We start from the raw sequence: 13,576 nt of genomic DNA on the forward strand, positions 1-13,576 counted from the left end.
TGCCACGCTAGGTCTAGCTTGATTTGGCCGAGCTGAGGATGCAGCCTCAGCTCGGCTTTCTTTATCTGCTCCTTGTATTACTTTCCGAGTCTCTCATATGAGACACCCACGCCTGCTTAAAAGTGGTATGGCGCACCATGCCCTATTAATATGGCGGCAGTCACGTTCTCATCAAGTAGAAGGAGCTCACCATGTCTAGTACCGGAAGCATCAGCGCCTCTCCCGACGGCCTTTTGATGGCACTCATTCAGTACCCCGTCCCCGTGGTTAACACCCCAGAGGACGTCCAAGCCAGCGTGGATGAAATCTGCCGCATGGTTGCCTCCACCAAGGCGGGCTACCCAGATCTCGATCTCATTGTCTTCCCGGAATATTCTTCCTCCGGTCTCAACACCAAGATTTGGTCCTATGATGAATTCCTCATTGGTCTCGATGATCCCAAGGTAGATCAGTTCAAGCAGGCTTGTAAGGAAAATGACGTTTGGGGCGTCTTCTCCATCATGGAGCCCAACCATGAGGAAGGAAAGCCGCCATTTAATACCGCCATCATCATCAACTCCGATGGCGAAATTGCGCTGCACTACCGCAAGCTCCAGCCATGGACTCCTATCGAACCGTGGTACCCAGGCGATTTGGGTATGCCGGTATGTGACGGTCCCAAGGGTTCCAAGCTCGCCGTGAATATCTGCCACGATGGCATGTTCCCCGAGCTGGCACGCGAGGCCGCTTATAAGGGCGCCAATGTCTATATCCGCATTTCTGGCTACTCCACGCAGACCCAGGATCAGTGGATCATGACCAATAAGACCAATGCCTTCCAGAACCTCATGTTCACTGCTTCGGTGAACCTGGCTGGCTATGACAACACCTTCTACTACTTCGGTGAGGGCAACGTCTGCAACTACGATGGCCACATGATTTCTGAGGGTCACCGCAACCCCGGTGAAATCGTCACCGCCGAAATCTTCCCAGAATTGGCCGATAAGGCTCGCATCAACTGGGGCCTTGAAAACAACATCTTCAACCTGGGTAACCGCGGCTACGTTGGCTACCCCGGCGGCAAGACCGAAAACTATCTCACCTGGGTCGAGGACTTGGCCAAGGGCGAATACAAGCTCCCGTGGGCTGACGACGTCCGCATCAAGGACGGCTGGAAGTACTACCCGGACGGCCCGCAGCTTGGACCGCTGCCGGACGAGTTTAAGTAAGCTTCACTAATTTAGCGGCAAGCCCTGCACCCGTTTCGACGGGCGCAGGGCCTTGGTGTTGTCCAGCGTGCGGTCTTTTTGCTGCTAATACTCGTCGCCTTCTACCGCACCTGTATCGGCATCGGCTGGCGTATCTAACACTGCGTCAGACTCTGGTGTGTATCCGGCATCTACGTCGCCATAGTCATTAAGCGAATCTGAAGGCGGAAGGCCTCCATTGCACAGCTCGGCCCATTCTTCGGGGTACTTATATTGTCCGCCTGGACCACCGCAGACTTCTTCAGCCCGAACAGCTCTTTGTAGCTCTGGAGTGTTGCAGAGCTCAGTTGGGTGCCAAGAGCCATCGGAAAAATGGCCAAACGCGCCTAGCCCGTCATCGCAATACAGCAACTCTGGCTCCGCAGCTGCAGCCTCGGCCTGGGTCTCTGGCTCTGCAGCAACGCTATTTGCAGGTTCTTCAGGCATGCTCTCTTCGCCGCTGCTGGTAGCAGCAGAAGAGGCCGTACTCGAAGAGCTGGTGGCGGACGAAGAAGAGGTCGTCGCAGAGGTAGTGCTCGTCTCTGCTGATGGCTCGGAATCGGGGAGGAGCAGGCGGAGAGGAAGAGGGTAAGAGCAGCGCTCAAAATGAGCGCAGGAGAGGTGCGGGGCATGGAGGAGCCTTTCCGGGGAGGCAGCACGGTTTGTGCTGGGGAGAAGAGGTTTCTCCATAGATTAGCCCTATTCTGTACCGCTGGTAGAAATTGGCTGTGAACTAATCGGAGATTTTGGCTCTGTGGGCTATTATTGCGGGTAATGAGTTCTGATTTTGATGCACAGTTTGATGCGGCATTCGAGGGTCTTCCAGAAGACCCCGATGATGCCGTGCCGGAAGGCGCCGAGAATGCGGCCGCCCCGCTTGACTATTCGCAGTACACCGACACCCCGGAAGGATTCCGTTCCGGCTTCGTGTCCTTTGTCGGCCGCCCGAATACCGGTAAATCGACGCTGACCAATGCCCTGGTAGGTCAGAAGATTGCGATTACGGCTGACCAGCCGGAGACCACCCGCCACACCATCCGTGGCTTGGTACACCGCGAAGATGCCCAAGTAATCGTCGTGGATACGCCGGGCCTACACCGCCCGCGCACCCTGTTGGGTGAGCGCCTCAATGAGGTAGTCAAGGATACCTACGCCGATGTGGATGTCATTGGCCTGACCATCCCGGCCGATGAGAAGATTGGCCCGGGTGACCGCTGGATCCTGGACAACGTGCGCTCCATTGCGCCGAAGACGCCGATCATCGGCATCGTCACCAAACTGGATAAAGCCAGCAAAGACCAGGTAGGCGCACAGCTTTTGGCCCTGCACGAGCTACTTTCCCAAGATGACCCGAATGCGGTAGTCATCCCGGTGTCCTCCAAGGAAGGTGTACAGCTTGATGAGCTCGTGCAGGTCATCGTGGATCACCTGCCAGAAGGCCCGAAGTTCTACCCAGATGATCACATCACCGATGAAGGCCAGGAAAAGCGCATCGAGGAACTCATTCGTGAGGCTGCATTATCCGGCTTGAAGGCGGAGCTGCCGCACTCGGTGGCGGTGCAGGTGGATGAGATGTTGCCATCGCGCACCCGTGAGGGTGTGCTGGATATCCACGCCATTTTGTATTTGGAGCGGCCTGGCCAAAAGCGCATTATCGAAGGCAAGGATGGCCTGCGCTTCCGCCGCATTGTGGGCAATGCCCGCAAGGAGATCATCGAGTTGCTGGGCCAGAACGTATACCTAGACTTGCGCATTAAAGTGCTGAAAAATTGGCAGTCTGACCCGAAGTCGCTGGGTAGGCTCGGGTTTTAAACCACTATGCGCGAGAACTATCGTGACCGCGCAGTGGTCATCCGCACCTACGATTTTGGTGAGGCCGATCGCGTCATTGTCCTACTCACCCGCGATCACGGCCTCGTGCGCGCGGTGGCCAAGGGCGTGCGCCGTGCCAAGTCGCGCTTTGGCTCGCGCCTGCAGCTCTTCGTTAACCTTGATGTTCAGCTGTACGTGGGCAAGAACCTAGCCACCATTTCCCAAGCGGATACGGTGGATTACTTTGGCGCGCGCCTCATCGAGGACTATGAGCGTTACACGGCGGCCTGCGCGGTGCTGGAGTCAGCCGAGCGCCTGGCTTTTGCCGACGCAGCCCATGACCCCTACCTCTACGAATCCGTCACCGCGACCTTGGAGCGGCTGCAAACTGCGGACCCAACCATGACTCTGGATGCCTTCTTGCTGCAGGCGATGGCGCATGCCGGTTGGGCGCCGAGCCTTTTCAACTGTGCCCAGTGCAACCGGCCCGGCCCGCACCACGCCTTTCACCCGGCAGTCGGCGGGGCGGCGTGCCACGAATGCCGGCCGCCGGGTGCAGCCGAGGTGGATCCGGAAACGCTGCATCACCTGTGGCTTTTAGCGCATAACTACCCGACGAATCCCACGAATGCGCAAAAGCAGGAGGGGCATCGCCTAGCGCGGGCGCACCTGCAGTGGCACATGGAGCGCAATGTTTCCGCATTGCAGGTAATGGAGCAGTAGAATATAGCCCGTGATTACGCCAGACCCGAACCGCACTTTGACCCCGCCGAATATCCCGGATGAGTTCATGCCGCGCCATATTGCGCTGGTTATGGACGGCAATGGCCGCTGGGCCCAAGAGAAGGGCATGAAGCGCACCGAGGGGCATAGGCGCGGCGAAGCCGTGCTTCTTGACGTCGTCGATGCCTGCCTGGCCGCCGGCGTTCCTTATCTTTCGGCATATGCCTTCTCTACGGAGAATTGGCGCCGCAGCCCCGAGGAGGTCCGCTTCCTTATGGGCTTTAACCGCGATGTGCTGCGCCGCCAGCGTGAGTGGCTCAATGAGCGCGGTGTGCGCGTGGTGTGGGCTGGGCGCCGCCCGCGCCTATGGCGCTCGGTTATTAAGGAGCTCGAGGCTGCCCAGGAACTGACCAAGGATAACACCAAGATGACCTTGGCCATGTGCGTGAACTACGGCGGTAGGGCAGAGCTGGTGGATGGTTTCCGGGACATCGCCAAGCAAGTTGCAGCCGGCGAGCTCAACCCGCGCGATATTAAGGAAGAAACCATAGCGCAGCATCTCTATGATCCGGGCATGCCGGATGTGGATCTCTTCCTGCGCCCGTCCGGAGAGAAGCGCACCTCCAACTTCCTACTGTGGCAGTCGGCTTATGCGGAGATGATTTACCAGGATAAGCTCTTCCCGGATTTCACTCCGGAGGACCTTTTTGCCGCCATCGAGGAATACGCGCGGCGCGACCGCCGCTTCGGTGGCGTTAAGAAGTAACGCGCAGCACCAAAGTGGTGTGCTTTATACCTCGGGGATAAAGATGTCCTCGATTCGGCAGGAAAAGTGGCGCGCGATCTGAAATGCGAGGGGGAGCGAAGGATCGTAGCGCCCCTTTTCAATACTGATGACCGTTTGGCGCGATACGCCTAGCTCCGCGGCTAAGCCCTGCTGGGAGAGACCTTGGCTCTCGCGAATCTCTTTAAGCCGGTTGTCCATGGCTTAGCTTGCCGCCCGCTTGTGGGCAAAGTAGCTAATGCCAAAGGTGCCGGTCACAAAGACTCCCAAGATGATAGTGAGCAGGGTGCCCGAAACGTGGAAATCCCAAAAAGAGGAGGCGATGCCAAGTCCGCCGATGCCAAAGAGCATGGCGTGCAGGGTGTTTTCGGAGGCTTGCGAATACCAATGGGATTCGATGGAATTTTCCGGATCGGGTGTTGCCCCACGGATGGTGTCTCGATCCACCATGAATCCCCAGCTAGCCGCCGTAGCTACAGGAAATAGGCACAGTGCGTACACAGCAAACGCTAGTAGCGGTGAATCATCGTGTACGAAAGCGGCCACGATGGCACCGGCGGCTGCAGCAAGGCCCGCGCCTGCTGCAACGGATAGTGTGATGAGCTTGGTTTGGGTGCCGCCAAACTTGGGGCGGCCAAAGCGGGTGGTCTGCAAGGAAGCCTCTTCTAACAAGTGATTGTAAAGCGTGCTTGACGCCCACTATATGTCAAGCATCCTTTACTGTAAAGGGTGCTTTACTGTCCCGGGTAAATTCATTCTTAAGGATGATTGGCGGCCTTTTAGGGTAAAAGCATGGCAGAAGACGACATCAGGCTAAAAGACGCACTAATCGGAATAGTGGCAATCATCTCAATGGATGTCCTATTGGTAGTGACAGTTTTTGCCATGCTGAAGACCGGTTTGACCACGGGTGGGCTCGGTGTAGTTCTGCCTGCTGCACTTGTTATTTCAGTGGTAGTGCCGACTGTTGCGTTGGTGTATTACCTCAAGCGTCGGGGAATTAGTCTCGGCTTTGTTCCCTTAGGTCGACGTGGTTGGCACTTATTGTGGCAAGTTCCTCTCGCCATTTTTGTAGCGGGAGTCGCTGCCGCGATTGTGGGGCCGCTGTTGGGGCTATCGCCCTCGGAAAGTACATCTGCAGCAGATGGACGCGGTGTCATGGTGGTCGTTTCTTTGGCCTCCTATCTTTTGCTGGCACCGCTGGTGGAAGAAATTGTGTTTCGCCGCCTGCTGATGGGGTATCTAGATCGCAGCGTCCCAGCGTTTGCCAGCGTGATCCTCAGCTCTTTGCTATTTGGTCTCGTCCATATTGCGCCGCCGGTCATGGTGTATGCGACGTTTCTAGGAATGGGGTGCGCGCTTGTAACCCGCTTCCACAATTCGCTGCGCGCAGGCTTTATTGTGCACTTGGTCAATAATGTGGTCGTGCAGTTGATTGCGGTCTCGGCGCTATAGTCTTGGCGTGGAAGGCCCTGCCACAGTCGGGCCGCGCAAGAAAACCCTAGGCTCCGGAGTGGAGACTGGGGCTAGGGGAGGAGCGGCTTCACTAGGCGGAGTGGGGATGCTTAGGCGGAAGCGGCGCAGTTGCTGCAGATGCCAAAGACCTCGGCATCGTGGCCGGTGAGCTCGAAGCCGTACTCCTTGGCCACGGAGGTCGCCCACTTTTCAATGGGGCCGCCGTCGATTTCCTCGGTGCGGCCACACTTGGTGCATACCAAGTGGTGGTGATGGGCGTCGGTCTCGCAATGGCGGTAGAGGGTTTCGCCATTGGGCATGTGGAGCGCGTCCACTGCATCGATATCGGTTAGGGACTGCAGGGTGCGGTACACGGTTGTCAGACCCACCTTTTCCTCCCGCTCCTGGAGTTCGTGATAGATCTCCTTGGCGGAGGCGAATTTCTCCATATCCCGCAGCACCTCGACGACTGCGGTGCGCTGCTTGGTATTGCGCGCTCCTAGTTTGGGAATACTGTCGTGTAAAGCCATGACCTTTATATTATCAATTCTTTTTCAACAACTGCATAGTCAGGCGGCTTTATATGCAAGGAGGGGAGGGCTAGGAGGCGATCCTGGCGGCGTCGGCAAGCAAGTCCAATACCTGCGGCGCAATGAGTGAGTAGGTCACCTCGCGCCCGCTGCGCTCGGAGTCAACAATGCCCGCTTGCTTGAGAACGCGCAGGTGCTGGCTAATGAGCGGCTGAGACTTGCCGGTGGCTTTGACGATCTCGTGTACAAAGTGATCGCGTTCGGCCAGGCGGGAGATGATGGCGATGCGTAGGGGCGAATCGAGGGCAGCGATCACGCCGGCGGCCGCAGAACTATTAATCGCCGTATCAGTGGTCGTCATAGGGAATGTCACTTTCAATTAAATACCTATTACCTGTCGGGCACCCTTATATTACCCGATGTGTTCAATAACTCGTATGTATTTCAAATTAAATTCATGCCCTAATCCACCGCCGGCAAGCGCTTAGGGTTAGACTGAACGAGATTGTCAAGACTGTCCCCTACCAGAGGAGTCCGAAAACTTATGGCATCCGTCATCGATACCGTTGTAAACCTGTGTAAGCGCCGCGGCTTGGTCTACCAGGCAGGTGAAATTTACGGCGGTTCCCGCTCCGCGTGGGACTACGGCCCTCTTGGTGTAGAGCTCAAGGAAAACATCAAGCGTCAGTGGTGGCGCCACATGGTCCAGTCCCGCGCAGACGTCGTGGGTGTCGATACCTCCGTCATCCAGCCACGCCAGGTCTGGGTATCTTCCGGTCACGTTGAAGTATTCTCCGACCCGCTGGTGGAATCCCGCCACACCGGTAAGCGCTACCGTGCCGACCACCTCATTGAGGCCTACGAGGAAAAGCACGGCCACGAGCCAGAAAACGGCCTGGCAGATATCAATGACCCGGAAACCGGCCAGCCGGGTGACTGGACCGAACCGAAGGCTTTCTCCGGCCTGCTCAAGACCTTCCTTGGCCCAGTCGATGATGAGCAGGGCCTGCACTACCTGCGTCCGGAGACCGCACAGGGCATCTTCGTTAACTTCAAGAACGTGATGACCTCCTCGCGCATGAAGCCGCCGTTTGGCATTGCGAATATTGGCAAGTCCTTCCGCAATGAAATTACCCCAGGTAACTTCATCTTCCGCACCCGCGAGTTCGAGCAGATGGAGATGGAGTTCTTCGTTAAGCCAGGCGAGGACGAAGAGTGGCACCAGTACTGGATCGATGACCGCTATAACTGGTACGTGGACCTGGGCATCAAGGAAGAAAACCTGCGCCTTTACGAGCACCCGAAGGAAAAGCTCTCCCACTACTCCAAGCGCACCGTGGACGTGGAGTACGCCTTTGGCTTCAAGGGCTCCAAGTGGGGCGAGCTGGAAGGCGTGGCTAACCGCACCGACTATGACCTGTCCGTACACGCCAAGGGCTCGGGCGAGGACCTGTCCTACTATGACCAGGCCAATGACGAGCGCTGGATCCCGTACGTCATCGAGCCGGCCGCCGGATTGGGCCGTTCCATGATGGCCTTCCTGGTTGATGCCTACGACGAGGAAGAAGCTCCCAACGCCAAGGGTGGTACCGATAAGCGCGTGGTCCTGCGCCTGGACCGCCGCCTGGCCCCCATCAAGGTAGCCGTGCTTCCGCTTTCCAAGAAGGAAGAGCTCTCTGAGCCTGCCCGCAAGTTGGCCGATAAGCTGCGCGCTTATTGGAACGTGGACTTTGACGTCTCCGGTGCCATCGGCCGCCGCTACCGTCGCCAGGATGAGATTGGCACCCCGTTCTGCGTCACCTTCGACTTCGACACCCTCGAAGACGATGCCGTGACCGTGCGCGAGCGCGACACCATGGAGCAGGAGCGCGTGAAGCTCGATGACCTCGAGGCTTACCTCGCCTCCCGCCTGATTGGGTGCTAGGGATGCATTACACCAGCTGGGATCGCTCTGACCGCGCAAACCCCGTGCTCTTGGCCGAAGACGGCCCGGAGCAGCTGGGCGTATTCTCGGAGCATTCCGCGGAGGTCGACGGCCACTTCTGGCGCACCGAGGTCAGTGACCTTGGCGCCTCTGCCACGCTTGCCGACGGCTCCATCTACCGCCTCGCCGGCCGCCTCGGCCGCGATAAGCGCCTAGAGGCATCGCTCAACGGCCGCACTTTTCACTTCATCAATGAAAACAGCGGCGACTGGATCATCGATGATGTCGATGATGACAAGGTAGGCCAGTTCTCCTCCCGCAACTCTGGGGTGCGCAAGTCCATCCTCGAATTCGAGCACGAAGCCGAAGGACTCACCACCGCCGAAATTGCCGGTTTGAGCTGGTTTACCCGCGTCATCCTTGATGCCAATACCCAAGGCAAGGCTTGGGCGTGGATCATCACCTTGGTCCTCGCTTCCATCGTTGCCATCCTCGCGCTTTTCATCTTCTAATGACTGTGCAGTGGACTTGGGGCGAGGGTGCGCTCAGCAGTGCCGCGGGGGAGCAACTGGCTTCCGTGTGCGACGGTGTGCTCGCCACCGCGGCCGGCGAGCGCCTAACCTTGGAATCTTCGCTGGATTACTCCTCCCCGCGCTTCTTCTTGCGCGCGCAGACCGCGGCGGGCGCGGGCGAGGATTTCTCGGTCTCCCAGGCCGGGATTACCATCACCCGCCTGCGTGCGGCCTGCGGGGAGCGCGAGTACCTGCTAGAACGCCGCAACCCTTTCCGCCGCGAGCGCCGCATCGTAGCTCGCCGCTCGGGCGCCGAGGTTGCCAGCACCGCCCCGGCGGGAAACGGACTGCAGGTGAGCGTGGGTGAGCTGCCGGAGCTCGACGCCATATTCTTGAGCTACGCCTGTGCGCTTCTCGACGCCACCCCGCGCACCCTGCGCACCTAGTCCGGCGCAATCAACGAAGGCGCCGCCCACGGAGAGTGAGACGGGGCGGCCTTTGCTCGGCTAGAAGGAGCCGCCGCGGAAGCCGCCTCCGTCGCCGCCGCCGAAGTCTCCGCCGCCAAAGCTGCCTCCACCAAAGCCGCCGCCTCCGAAACCGCCACCAAAGCCGCGGCCGCCGCCGAGCATTTGGCCCAGGACCATACCGGTGACGATATTGCCGGCCGCGTTGCCCATCTGCTGCCGCTGCTGGCGGCGACGGTGCTCGTCAATGTCATCCTTGGCGCGCTGCAGCGCCGCCTGGGCCGCGGCCACCGCTTCGCGGGAAGACTGCAGGGCGGCGCGGATATCGCTGCGCTCGGTGTGGAGGGCTTGGGCGTGGAGACGTTTGGCGTCGGCAAGCGCGGTGCGTGCGCCCGAGCCGATGATGCGCCCGCGGGAGGAAATGAGGTCCTCCGCAGCCTGAATATTGGATTCCGCCACGGAAATCTGCTGGCGGAAGAGATCCAGTTGGCGCGCGTGGGTGGAGGTCTTTTCCCGCACGCGGTCAAGCGCCTCATCCAACTGAGTATCGATAGAGGTCAGCGCGGTGTGCTGGCCCAATGGATCCTGCTGGCCGTGGGCTTTGGCCTCAGTGACTGCGGTGCCAGCGCGGCCGAGCAGTTCCTCGAGCGCGTTCCAATCCGCCGTGGTTCCCTGCGCCTTGCCTTGGCGTTCGAGCTCGCGGGCCTCGTCGATTTCGCCTTCGACTTCGGCAATGAGGGACTCGAGGTTAGCGCGGGCGGTGGCGATATTCTCCTCCGCGTTTTCCACGCCGGAAATTAGGCGATCCGTCATCGCGCAGGCATGCTCACTATCGCGGATGAGCCCCACCAGCGGGCCCTGCTGGCCGGCCGGCCGGGCCTGGATTCCCCGGGCCTTTTCTAGGAGCTTTTCTGCCTCATCAAGCGAAGCGGCGGCAAGCTCCGGGTTATCGGCAATGGAGGACAAAACGTGCTCGTCATAGTTGCCCTTCAACCGAGCCAACGTGGATTCGGCCTCCGGCAGGCGGGCGCGCAGGCCCACGGTGCGCTGGGTGAGCTCGTCCAGTTTCTCATCGGAGTGGATAAGTAGGTCGCGCATCTGGGCAAATTCAGCGGCCTGCGTGTCTAAGGCATCATCAGCTTGTCCGCACGAGGAGATGATTTCCACGAGCATCTGGCGGCGTTCGGCCGGGGACTCCGGAACGGCATCATCTAGGCGCTGGCGTAGGTGGAAAGCCTTTTGCAGGGTAGAAGTAGAGTGGTTCATCGCCTTGGTAAACGGGCGCACGCGCTCCGGACCAAACTCCGAAAGTGCGATATTGAGCTCCTCCTTGCCGCGGCGGATGGACTCATCGGTCGAGACCAACTCTTCCTGCGCCAACTGGTCCAAGGTCTCAAGTGACAAACGGTTGAGCTGATCGGTATCGCCCGGGGCGATTTCGCGGGCCGACTCGAGCGTTTGCGCCTTATTCTTCTTAGTCTTGCGGCGGGAGTAGTACATGATTCCGCCACCGGCGGCGACAATGGCGGCCGCGCCACCGCCCAGCCACGCTAGGCCGGAAGAATCGGAAGAGTTGGAGCTGCTGGTGTTGCCCAGGGCGGCGTCGGCAAGCGCGAGGGCGGAAGCACCGTACTCATCGCTGGTCAGCTTGTCATAGGCGGCGTCATACATCTGGTCGAGCCGGCCCTTGGGCCAATCCTTGCCGGTCTGCACTCCCATTTTGCGGTCATCGACGGACAGGACATACACCGCAGAGTTTTCCCCCTTGTCCTTGACCACTTGGGCGGCATAGCTTTCCGGATCCGTATCTAGCTTATTGGTGATGTAGACAAAGAGGACCCGGTGCTCGTCCTTTTGCAGCTGGCCAATCTTTTCCCTCAGCTCGGCCTTTTCTTGGGTGCTTAAAACTCCCGCGTCATCGGTAACCTTCTCCGTGAGGGTGGCCGTACCGGTGCCCTGCGCCACGGTGGTGGTTTCAGCGGCAAAGGCAGAGCCCGCACCGATGGAGGTGCAGCCCAAGATGAAAGCGGCGATGGCCGCGCGGCCCAAACGTGCACTCAAATTCATGCCCACCACTTTACCGGCTCCACTTAGCTCTTCGGCGGGTAGTGTAATGGGGCAGTGAAGTACGTAATTGTTTTAGGCACTGCCCAATATGACGGCCGGCCCTCCCGCATCCTTGCCGGACGCCTGCGCCATGCCGGCGAGCTAGCCACGGCCGAGGGGTTGGAAGTCATTACCGTGGGTGGCAAGCTCCCCGGCGATAGGTTTACTGAGGCCGGCGTCGGCCGCACCTTTCTGCGCGAGCACTTCCCGCACCTGACCGTCCACGCGGTGGAGCAGGGGCTAGATACCCGCAGCTCCCTGAAAGCGGCCAAGGAAGCCTTCGCGCTTTCCGACGCCACCATCATCACCGATCCCCTCCACCGCCTGCGCACCGCACTCATCGCCCGCCAAGAAGGACTAAAAGCCACCGTATCCGGCACGCCGTATTACCCAGCCGCACGCTTTTCCACACCCTGGTGGCGCTACCTTGCCCACGAAACCGGTGGCGTGGCCTACGCGCTGGTAGCAGGACTTTTGCCCCCGCGCGGTGCCGCCGCACTGCGCAATGGGTTCTACCGCGTGGAGCAGCTCCTGCGCCCGAATCAAAAGCTGCGGCATCAGACGATTGAGCAGGATGACGACCGCACTTAGGCCACGTTGCTCACCCAAAGGGCCAGTTCACGGAATAAACTTGGGGCGTGTCCTATTCTTATTCCGCCGCCGACTTCGCCCGCCTGGCCGATGAAAAGCCGAAGGGCTCAGCCTTCCATAGCGTGGAAGAACATCGCGGCGTCTTTGCCCGTGACCGCGCCCGCGTGCTGCATTCGGCAGCCTTGCGGCGTCTGGCCGATAAAACTCAGGTCGTCGGGCCGCGCGATGGCGATACTCCACGCACCCGTCTGACCCACTCGCTGGAGGTGGGCCAAATTGCGCGGAGCATCGGTGCTGGACTTGGACTCGATCCTGATCTGTGCGACATGGCAGGGCTGACCCATGACATCGGCCACCCGCCCTACGGGCACAATGGCGAAAACGCACTCAATGAGGTCGCCCTCAACGGCTTTGAAGGAAACGCGCAGACCCTGCGCATCCTCACCCGCCTAGAGCCCAAGATCATCGTGGACGATGCCAGCGGCGTGCCGCGCAGCTTCGGCCTCAACCTCACCCGCGCCGCCCTCGACGGTGCCTGCAAATACCCCTGGACCAAAACCAATCCCGATGGCAGCACCAACCGCAAATACGGCGCCTATGACGAGGACGCGGATCTGCTCGAGTGGCTGCGCGAGGGCCATAGCGATAATCGCAAATGCATCGAAGCCCAAGTAATGGACTGGTCCGATGACATCGCCTACTCCGTGCATGACGTGGAAGACGGCATTATTTCCCGGCGCATCTCCCTCAAAGTCCTTTGGGACCTAGTTGAGCTAGCCCAGCTGGCAGAAAAGGGCGCTAAAGCCTTTGGCGGCACCGCCGATGAGCTCTTGGAGGCGGCCGATAGCCTGCGCAACTTAAGCGTCATCAATGCCATCGGCGATTTTGATTACTCCTTGCGCGACTATGCCAACTTGAAGAAGATGACCTCTGAGCTCGTAGGCCGCTATGTGGGCGCGACCGTCGGCGCTACCAGCGAGGCTAATTCCGAGCTCATCGCCTCCAATACCCTTGGCCGCATGCACGGTGACCTCATTGTGCCCAAGCAAGCCGAGGCCGAGGTCAAACTGCTTAAAACCATCGCGGTCCTCTATGTCATGGATGAGCCCGCCCACCTTGCCCGCCAGGACCGCCAGCGCGAGCGCATCTACCGCGTCTACGATTACCTCGTCGCCGGCGCCCCCGGCTCCCTCGATGCCACCTTTCGGCTGTGGTGGGAGCAAGCCGATTCTGATGCCGCTCGTGACCGCGCCATCATCGACCAAATTGCGTCCATGACGGAGTCCCGCCTCGAGCGCTTGGCCCGCCGGAGCGCGGAGCTGTCTGGGTTCCTCAGCTAAACCTGGCTTGCCCACCACCGCGCTAGAGTTAGGTCGAGAGTCATCAGGCCGATCTGAGCGCGAAAAGGCCGAATTGAGAGCTCAAAACCCTCAATTCGGCCTCATATCT

Annotated in this window: 17 protein-coding genes; 11 read left to right on the forward strand and 6 right to left on the reverse strand. The window is 59.6% G+C overall.

Going from position 1 to position 13,576, the window contains the following annotated elements; genetic code table 11:
* Window positions 1–191: 191 nt before the first annotated feature.
* Window positions 192–1,208 carry a formamidase gene (locus I6I12_RS03980; protein ID WP_200288784.1) on the forward strand — a complete coding sequence of 339 codons (1,017 nt, stop codon included), beginning with the start codon at window positions 192–194 and terminating at the stop codon, window positions 1,206–1,208.
* Between the two features lie 84 nt (window positions 1,209–1,292).
* Here I6I12_RS03980 and I6I12_RS03985 read toward each other — a convergent pair whose 3' ends face one another.
* Entirely contained in the window at window positions 1,293–1,673 is a 381-nt protein-coding gene (locus I6I12_RS03985) for a hypothetical protein (RefSeq protein ID WP_200288785.1), read from the reverse strand.
* On the opposite strand from I6I12_RS03985, the gene I6I12_RS11980 reads away from it, so the two are divergent.
* The 4 genes from I6I12_RS11980 (at window position 1,672) to I6I12_RS04005 (ending at window position 4,527) form a co-directional block, all read left to right on the forward strand.
* On the forward strand, window positions 1,672–1,818 hold the full coding sequence (locus tag I6I12_RS11980; RefSeq protein ID WP_234288166.1) for a hypothetical protein: 147 nt from the start codon (window positions 1,672–1,674) through the stop codon (window positions 1,816–1,818). The two genes, I6I12_RS03985 and I6I12_RS11980, sit on opposite strands and share 2 nt — an antisense overlap.
* 182 nt (window positions 1,819–2,000) lie before the next feature.
* Window positions 2,001–3,038: a GTPase Era gene (gene era, locus I6I12_RS03995; RefSeq protein ID WP_200288786.1), complete on the forward strand. Its 1,038-nt coding sequence runs from the start codon at window positions 2,001–2,003 to the stop codon at window positions 3,036–3,038.
* Between the two features lie 6 nt (window positions 3,039–3,044).
* The gene (recO, locus tag I6I12_RS04000) at window positions 3,045–3,761 is read left to right on the forward strand and encodes a DNA repair protein RecO (protein ID WP_049361567.1); all 717 of its coding nucleotides are present in this window, start codon (window positions 3,045–3,047) and stop codon (window positions 3,759–3,761) included.
* A gap of 67 nt (window positions 3,762–3,828) precedes the next feature.
* Window positions 3,829–4,527 carry an isoprenyl transferase gene (locus I6I12_RS04005; protein WP_234288188.1) on the forward strand — a complete coding sequence of 233 codons (699 nt, stop codon included), beginning with the start codon at window positions 3,829–3,831 and terminating at the stop codon, window positions 4,525–4,527.
* 24 nt (window positions 4,528–4,551) lie between these two features.
* On the opposite strand, the gene I6I12_RS04010 is transcribed toward I6I12_RS04005, so the two are convergent.
* Together I6I12_RS04010 and I6I12_RS04015 are read right to left on the reverse strand one after the other, a co-directional pair.
* Window positions 4,552–4,746 (reverse strand): helix-turn-helix transcriptional regulator, encoded by a 195-nt coding sequence (locus tag I6I12_RS04010; RefSeq protein WP_200288788.1) that lies wholly within the window; start codon window positions 4,744–4,746, stop codon window positions 4,552–4,554.
* A gap of 3 nt (window positions 4,747–4,749) precedes the next feature.
* Window positions 4,750–5,217: a hypothetical protein gene (locus I6I12_RS04015; protein WP_234288167.1), complete on the reverse strand. Its 468-nt coding sequence runs from the start codon at window positions 5,215–5,217 to the stop codon at window positions 4,750–4,752.
* A 120-nt stretch (window positions 5,218–5,337) separates the two neighbouring features.
* Between I6I12_RS04015 and I6I12_RS04020 the strand changes: the two genes are divergently transcribed.
* Entirely contained in the window at window positions 5,338–6,000 is a 663-nt protein-coding gene (locus tag I6I12_RS04020) for a CPBP family intramembrane glutamic endopeptidase (RefSeq protein WP_200288790.1), read from the forward strand.
* 110 nt (window positions 6,001–6,110) lie between these two features.
* Here the strand turns inward: I6I12_RS04020 and I6I12_RS04025 are convergent, their stop codons facing one another.
* Window positions 6,111–6,530 (reverse strand): Fur family transcriptional regulator, encoded by a 420-nt coding sequence (locus I6I12_RS04025; RefSeq protein ID WP_049361563.1) that lies wholly within the window; start codon window positions 6,528–6,530, stop codon window positions 6,111–6,113.
* Window positions 6,531–6,600: 70 nt separating this feature from the next.
* Complete coding sequence (locus tag I6I12_RS04030) at window positions 6,601–6,891, reverse strand: ArsR/SmtB family transcription factor (RefSeq protein ID WP_200288791.1); 291 nt, start codon at window positions 6,889–6,891, stop codon at window positions 6,601–6,603.
* Between the two features lie 183 nt (window positions 6,892–7,074).
* Between I6I12_RS04030 and I6I12_RS04035 the strand changes: the two genes are divergently transcribed.
* Genes I6I12_RS04035 through I6I12_RS04045 form a run of 3 tightly spaced genes read left to right on the forward strand, consistent with a single transcriptional unit; the run spans window position 7,075 to window position 9,412 of the window.
* Window positions 7,075–8,454, forward strand: coding sequence for a glycine--tRNA ligase (locus tag I6I12_RS04035; protein WP_200288792.1), 1,380 nt, complete (start codon window positions 7,075–7,077; stop codon window positions 8,452–8,454).
* A 2-nt stretch (window positions 8,455–8,456) separates the two neighbouring features.
* Window positions 8,457–8,966, forward strand: coding sequence for a hypothetical protein (locus I6I12_RS04040; RefSeq protein WP_200288793.1), 510 nt, complete (start codon window positions 8,457–8,459; stop codon window positions 8,964–8,966).
* Window positions 8,966–9,412, forward strand: a complete 447-nt coding sequence (locus I6I12_RS04045; RefSeq protein WP_200288794.1) for a hypothetical protein — start codon at window positions 8,966–8,968, stop codon at window positions 9,410–9,412. Before I6I12_RS04040 ends, I6I12_RS04045 begins: the two co-directional genes overlap by 1 nt.
* 60 nt (window positions 9,413–9,472) lie before the next feature.
* On the opposite strand, the gene I6I12_RS04050 is transcribed toward I6I12_RS04045, so the two are convergent.
* The gene (locus I6I12_RS04050; protein ID WP_200288795.1) at window positions 9,473–11,497 is read right to left on the reverse strand and encodes a TPM domain-containing protein; all 2,025 of its coding nucleotides are present in this window, start codon (window positions 11,495–11,497) and stop codon (window positions 9,473–9,475) included.
* A 54-nt stretch (window positions 11,498–11,551) separates the two neighbouring features.
* Between I6I12_RS04050 and I6I12_RS04055 the strand changes: the two genes are divergently transcribed.
* Together I6I12_RS04055 and I6I12_RS04060 are read left to right on the forward strand one after the other, a co-directional pair.
* Window positions 11,552–12,127: a YdcF family protein gene (locus I6I12_RS04055; RefSeq protein ID WP_200288796.1), complete on the forward strand. Its 576-nt coding sequence runs from the start codon at window positions 11,552–11,554 to the stop codon at window positions 12,125–12,127.
* A gap of 47 nt (window positions 12,128–12,174) precedes the next feature.
* On the forward strand, window positions 12,175–13,467 hold the full coding sequence (locus tag I6I12_RS04060) for a deoxyguanosinetriphosphate triphosphohydrolase (protein ID WP_200288797.1): 1,293 nt from the start codon (window positions 12,175–12,177) through the stop codon (window positions 13,465–13,467).
* The last annotated feature ends 109 nt before the right edge of the window (window positions 13,468–13,576 follow it).

The organism is Corynebacterium kefirresidentii (assembly GCF_016599755.1).
Classification (GTDB): domain Bacteria; phylum Actinomycetota; class Actinomycetes; order Mycobacteriales; family Mycobacteriaceae; genus Corynebacterium; species Corynebacterium kefirresidentii.

Excerpts from the sequence above, each read along its gene's own strand:
- I6I12_RS03980 (WP_200288784.1), top strand. The coding sequence starts at position 192 with ATGTCTAGTACCGGAAGCATCAGCGCCTCTCCCGACGGCCTTTTGATG.
- I6I12_RS11980 (WP_234288166.1), top strand. The coding sequence starts at position 1,672 with ATGCTCTCTTCGCCGCTGCTGGTAGCAGCAGAAGAGGCCGTACTCGAA.
- I6I12_RS03985 (WP_200288785.1), bottom strand. The coding sequence starts at position 1,673 with ATGCCTGAAGAACCTGCAAATAGCGTTGCTGCAGAGCCAGAGACCCAG.
- era (WP_200288786.1), top strand. The coding sequence starts at position 2,001 with ATGAGTTCTGATTTTGATGCACAGTTTGATGCGGCATTCGAGGGTCTT.
- recO (WP_049361567.1), top strand. The coding sequence starts at position 3,045 with ATGCGCGAGAACTATCGTGACCGCGCAGTGGTCATCCGCACCTACGAT.
- I6I12_RS04005 (WP_234288188.1), top strand. The coding sequence starts at position 3,829 with ATGCCGCGCCATATTGCGCTGGTTATGGACGGCAATGGCCGCTGGGCC.
- I6I12_RS04010 (WP_200288788.1), bottom strand. The coding sequence starts at position 4,746 with ATGGACAACCGGCTTAAAGAGATTCGCGAGAGCCAAGGTCTCTCCCAG.
- I6I12_RS04020 (WP_200288790.1), top strand. The coding sequence starts at position 5,338 with ATGGCAGAAGACGACATCAGGCTAAAAGACGCACTAATCGGAATAGTG.
- I6I12_RS04025 (WP_049361563.1), bottom strand. The coding sequence starts at position 6,530 with ATGGCTTTACACGACAGTATTCCCAAACTAGGAGCGCGCAATACCAAG.
- I6I12_RS04030 (WP_200288791.1), bottom strand. The coding sequence starts at position 6,891 with ATGACGACCACTGATACGGCGATTAATAGTTCTGCGGCCGCCGGCGTG.
- I6I12_RS04035 (WP_200288792.1), top strand. The coding sequence starts at position 7,075 with ATGGCATCCGTCATCGATACCGTTGTAAACCTGTGTAAGCGCCGCGGC.
- I6I12_RS04040 (WP_200288793.1), top strand. The coding sequence starts at position 8,457 with ATGCATTACACCAGCTGGGATCGCTCTGACCGCGCAAACCCCGTGCTC.
- I6I12_RS04045 (WP_200288794.1), top strand. The coding sequence starts at position 8,966 with ATGACTGTGCAGTGGACTTGGGGCGAGGGTGCGCTCAGCAGTGCCGCG.
- I6I12_RS04050 (WP_200288795.1), bottom strand. The coding sequence starts at position 11,497 with ATGAATTTGAGTGCACGTTTGGGCCGCGCGGCCATCGCCGCTTTCATC.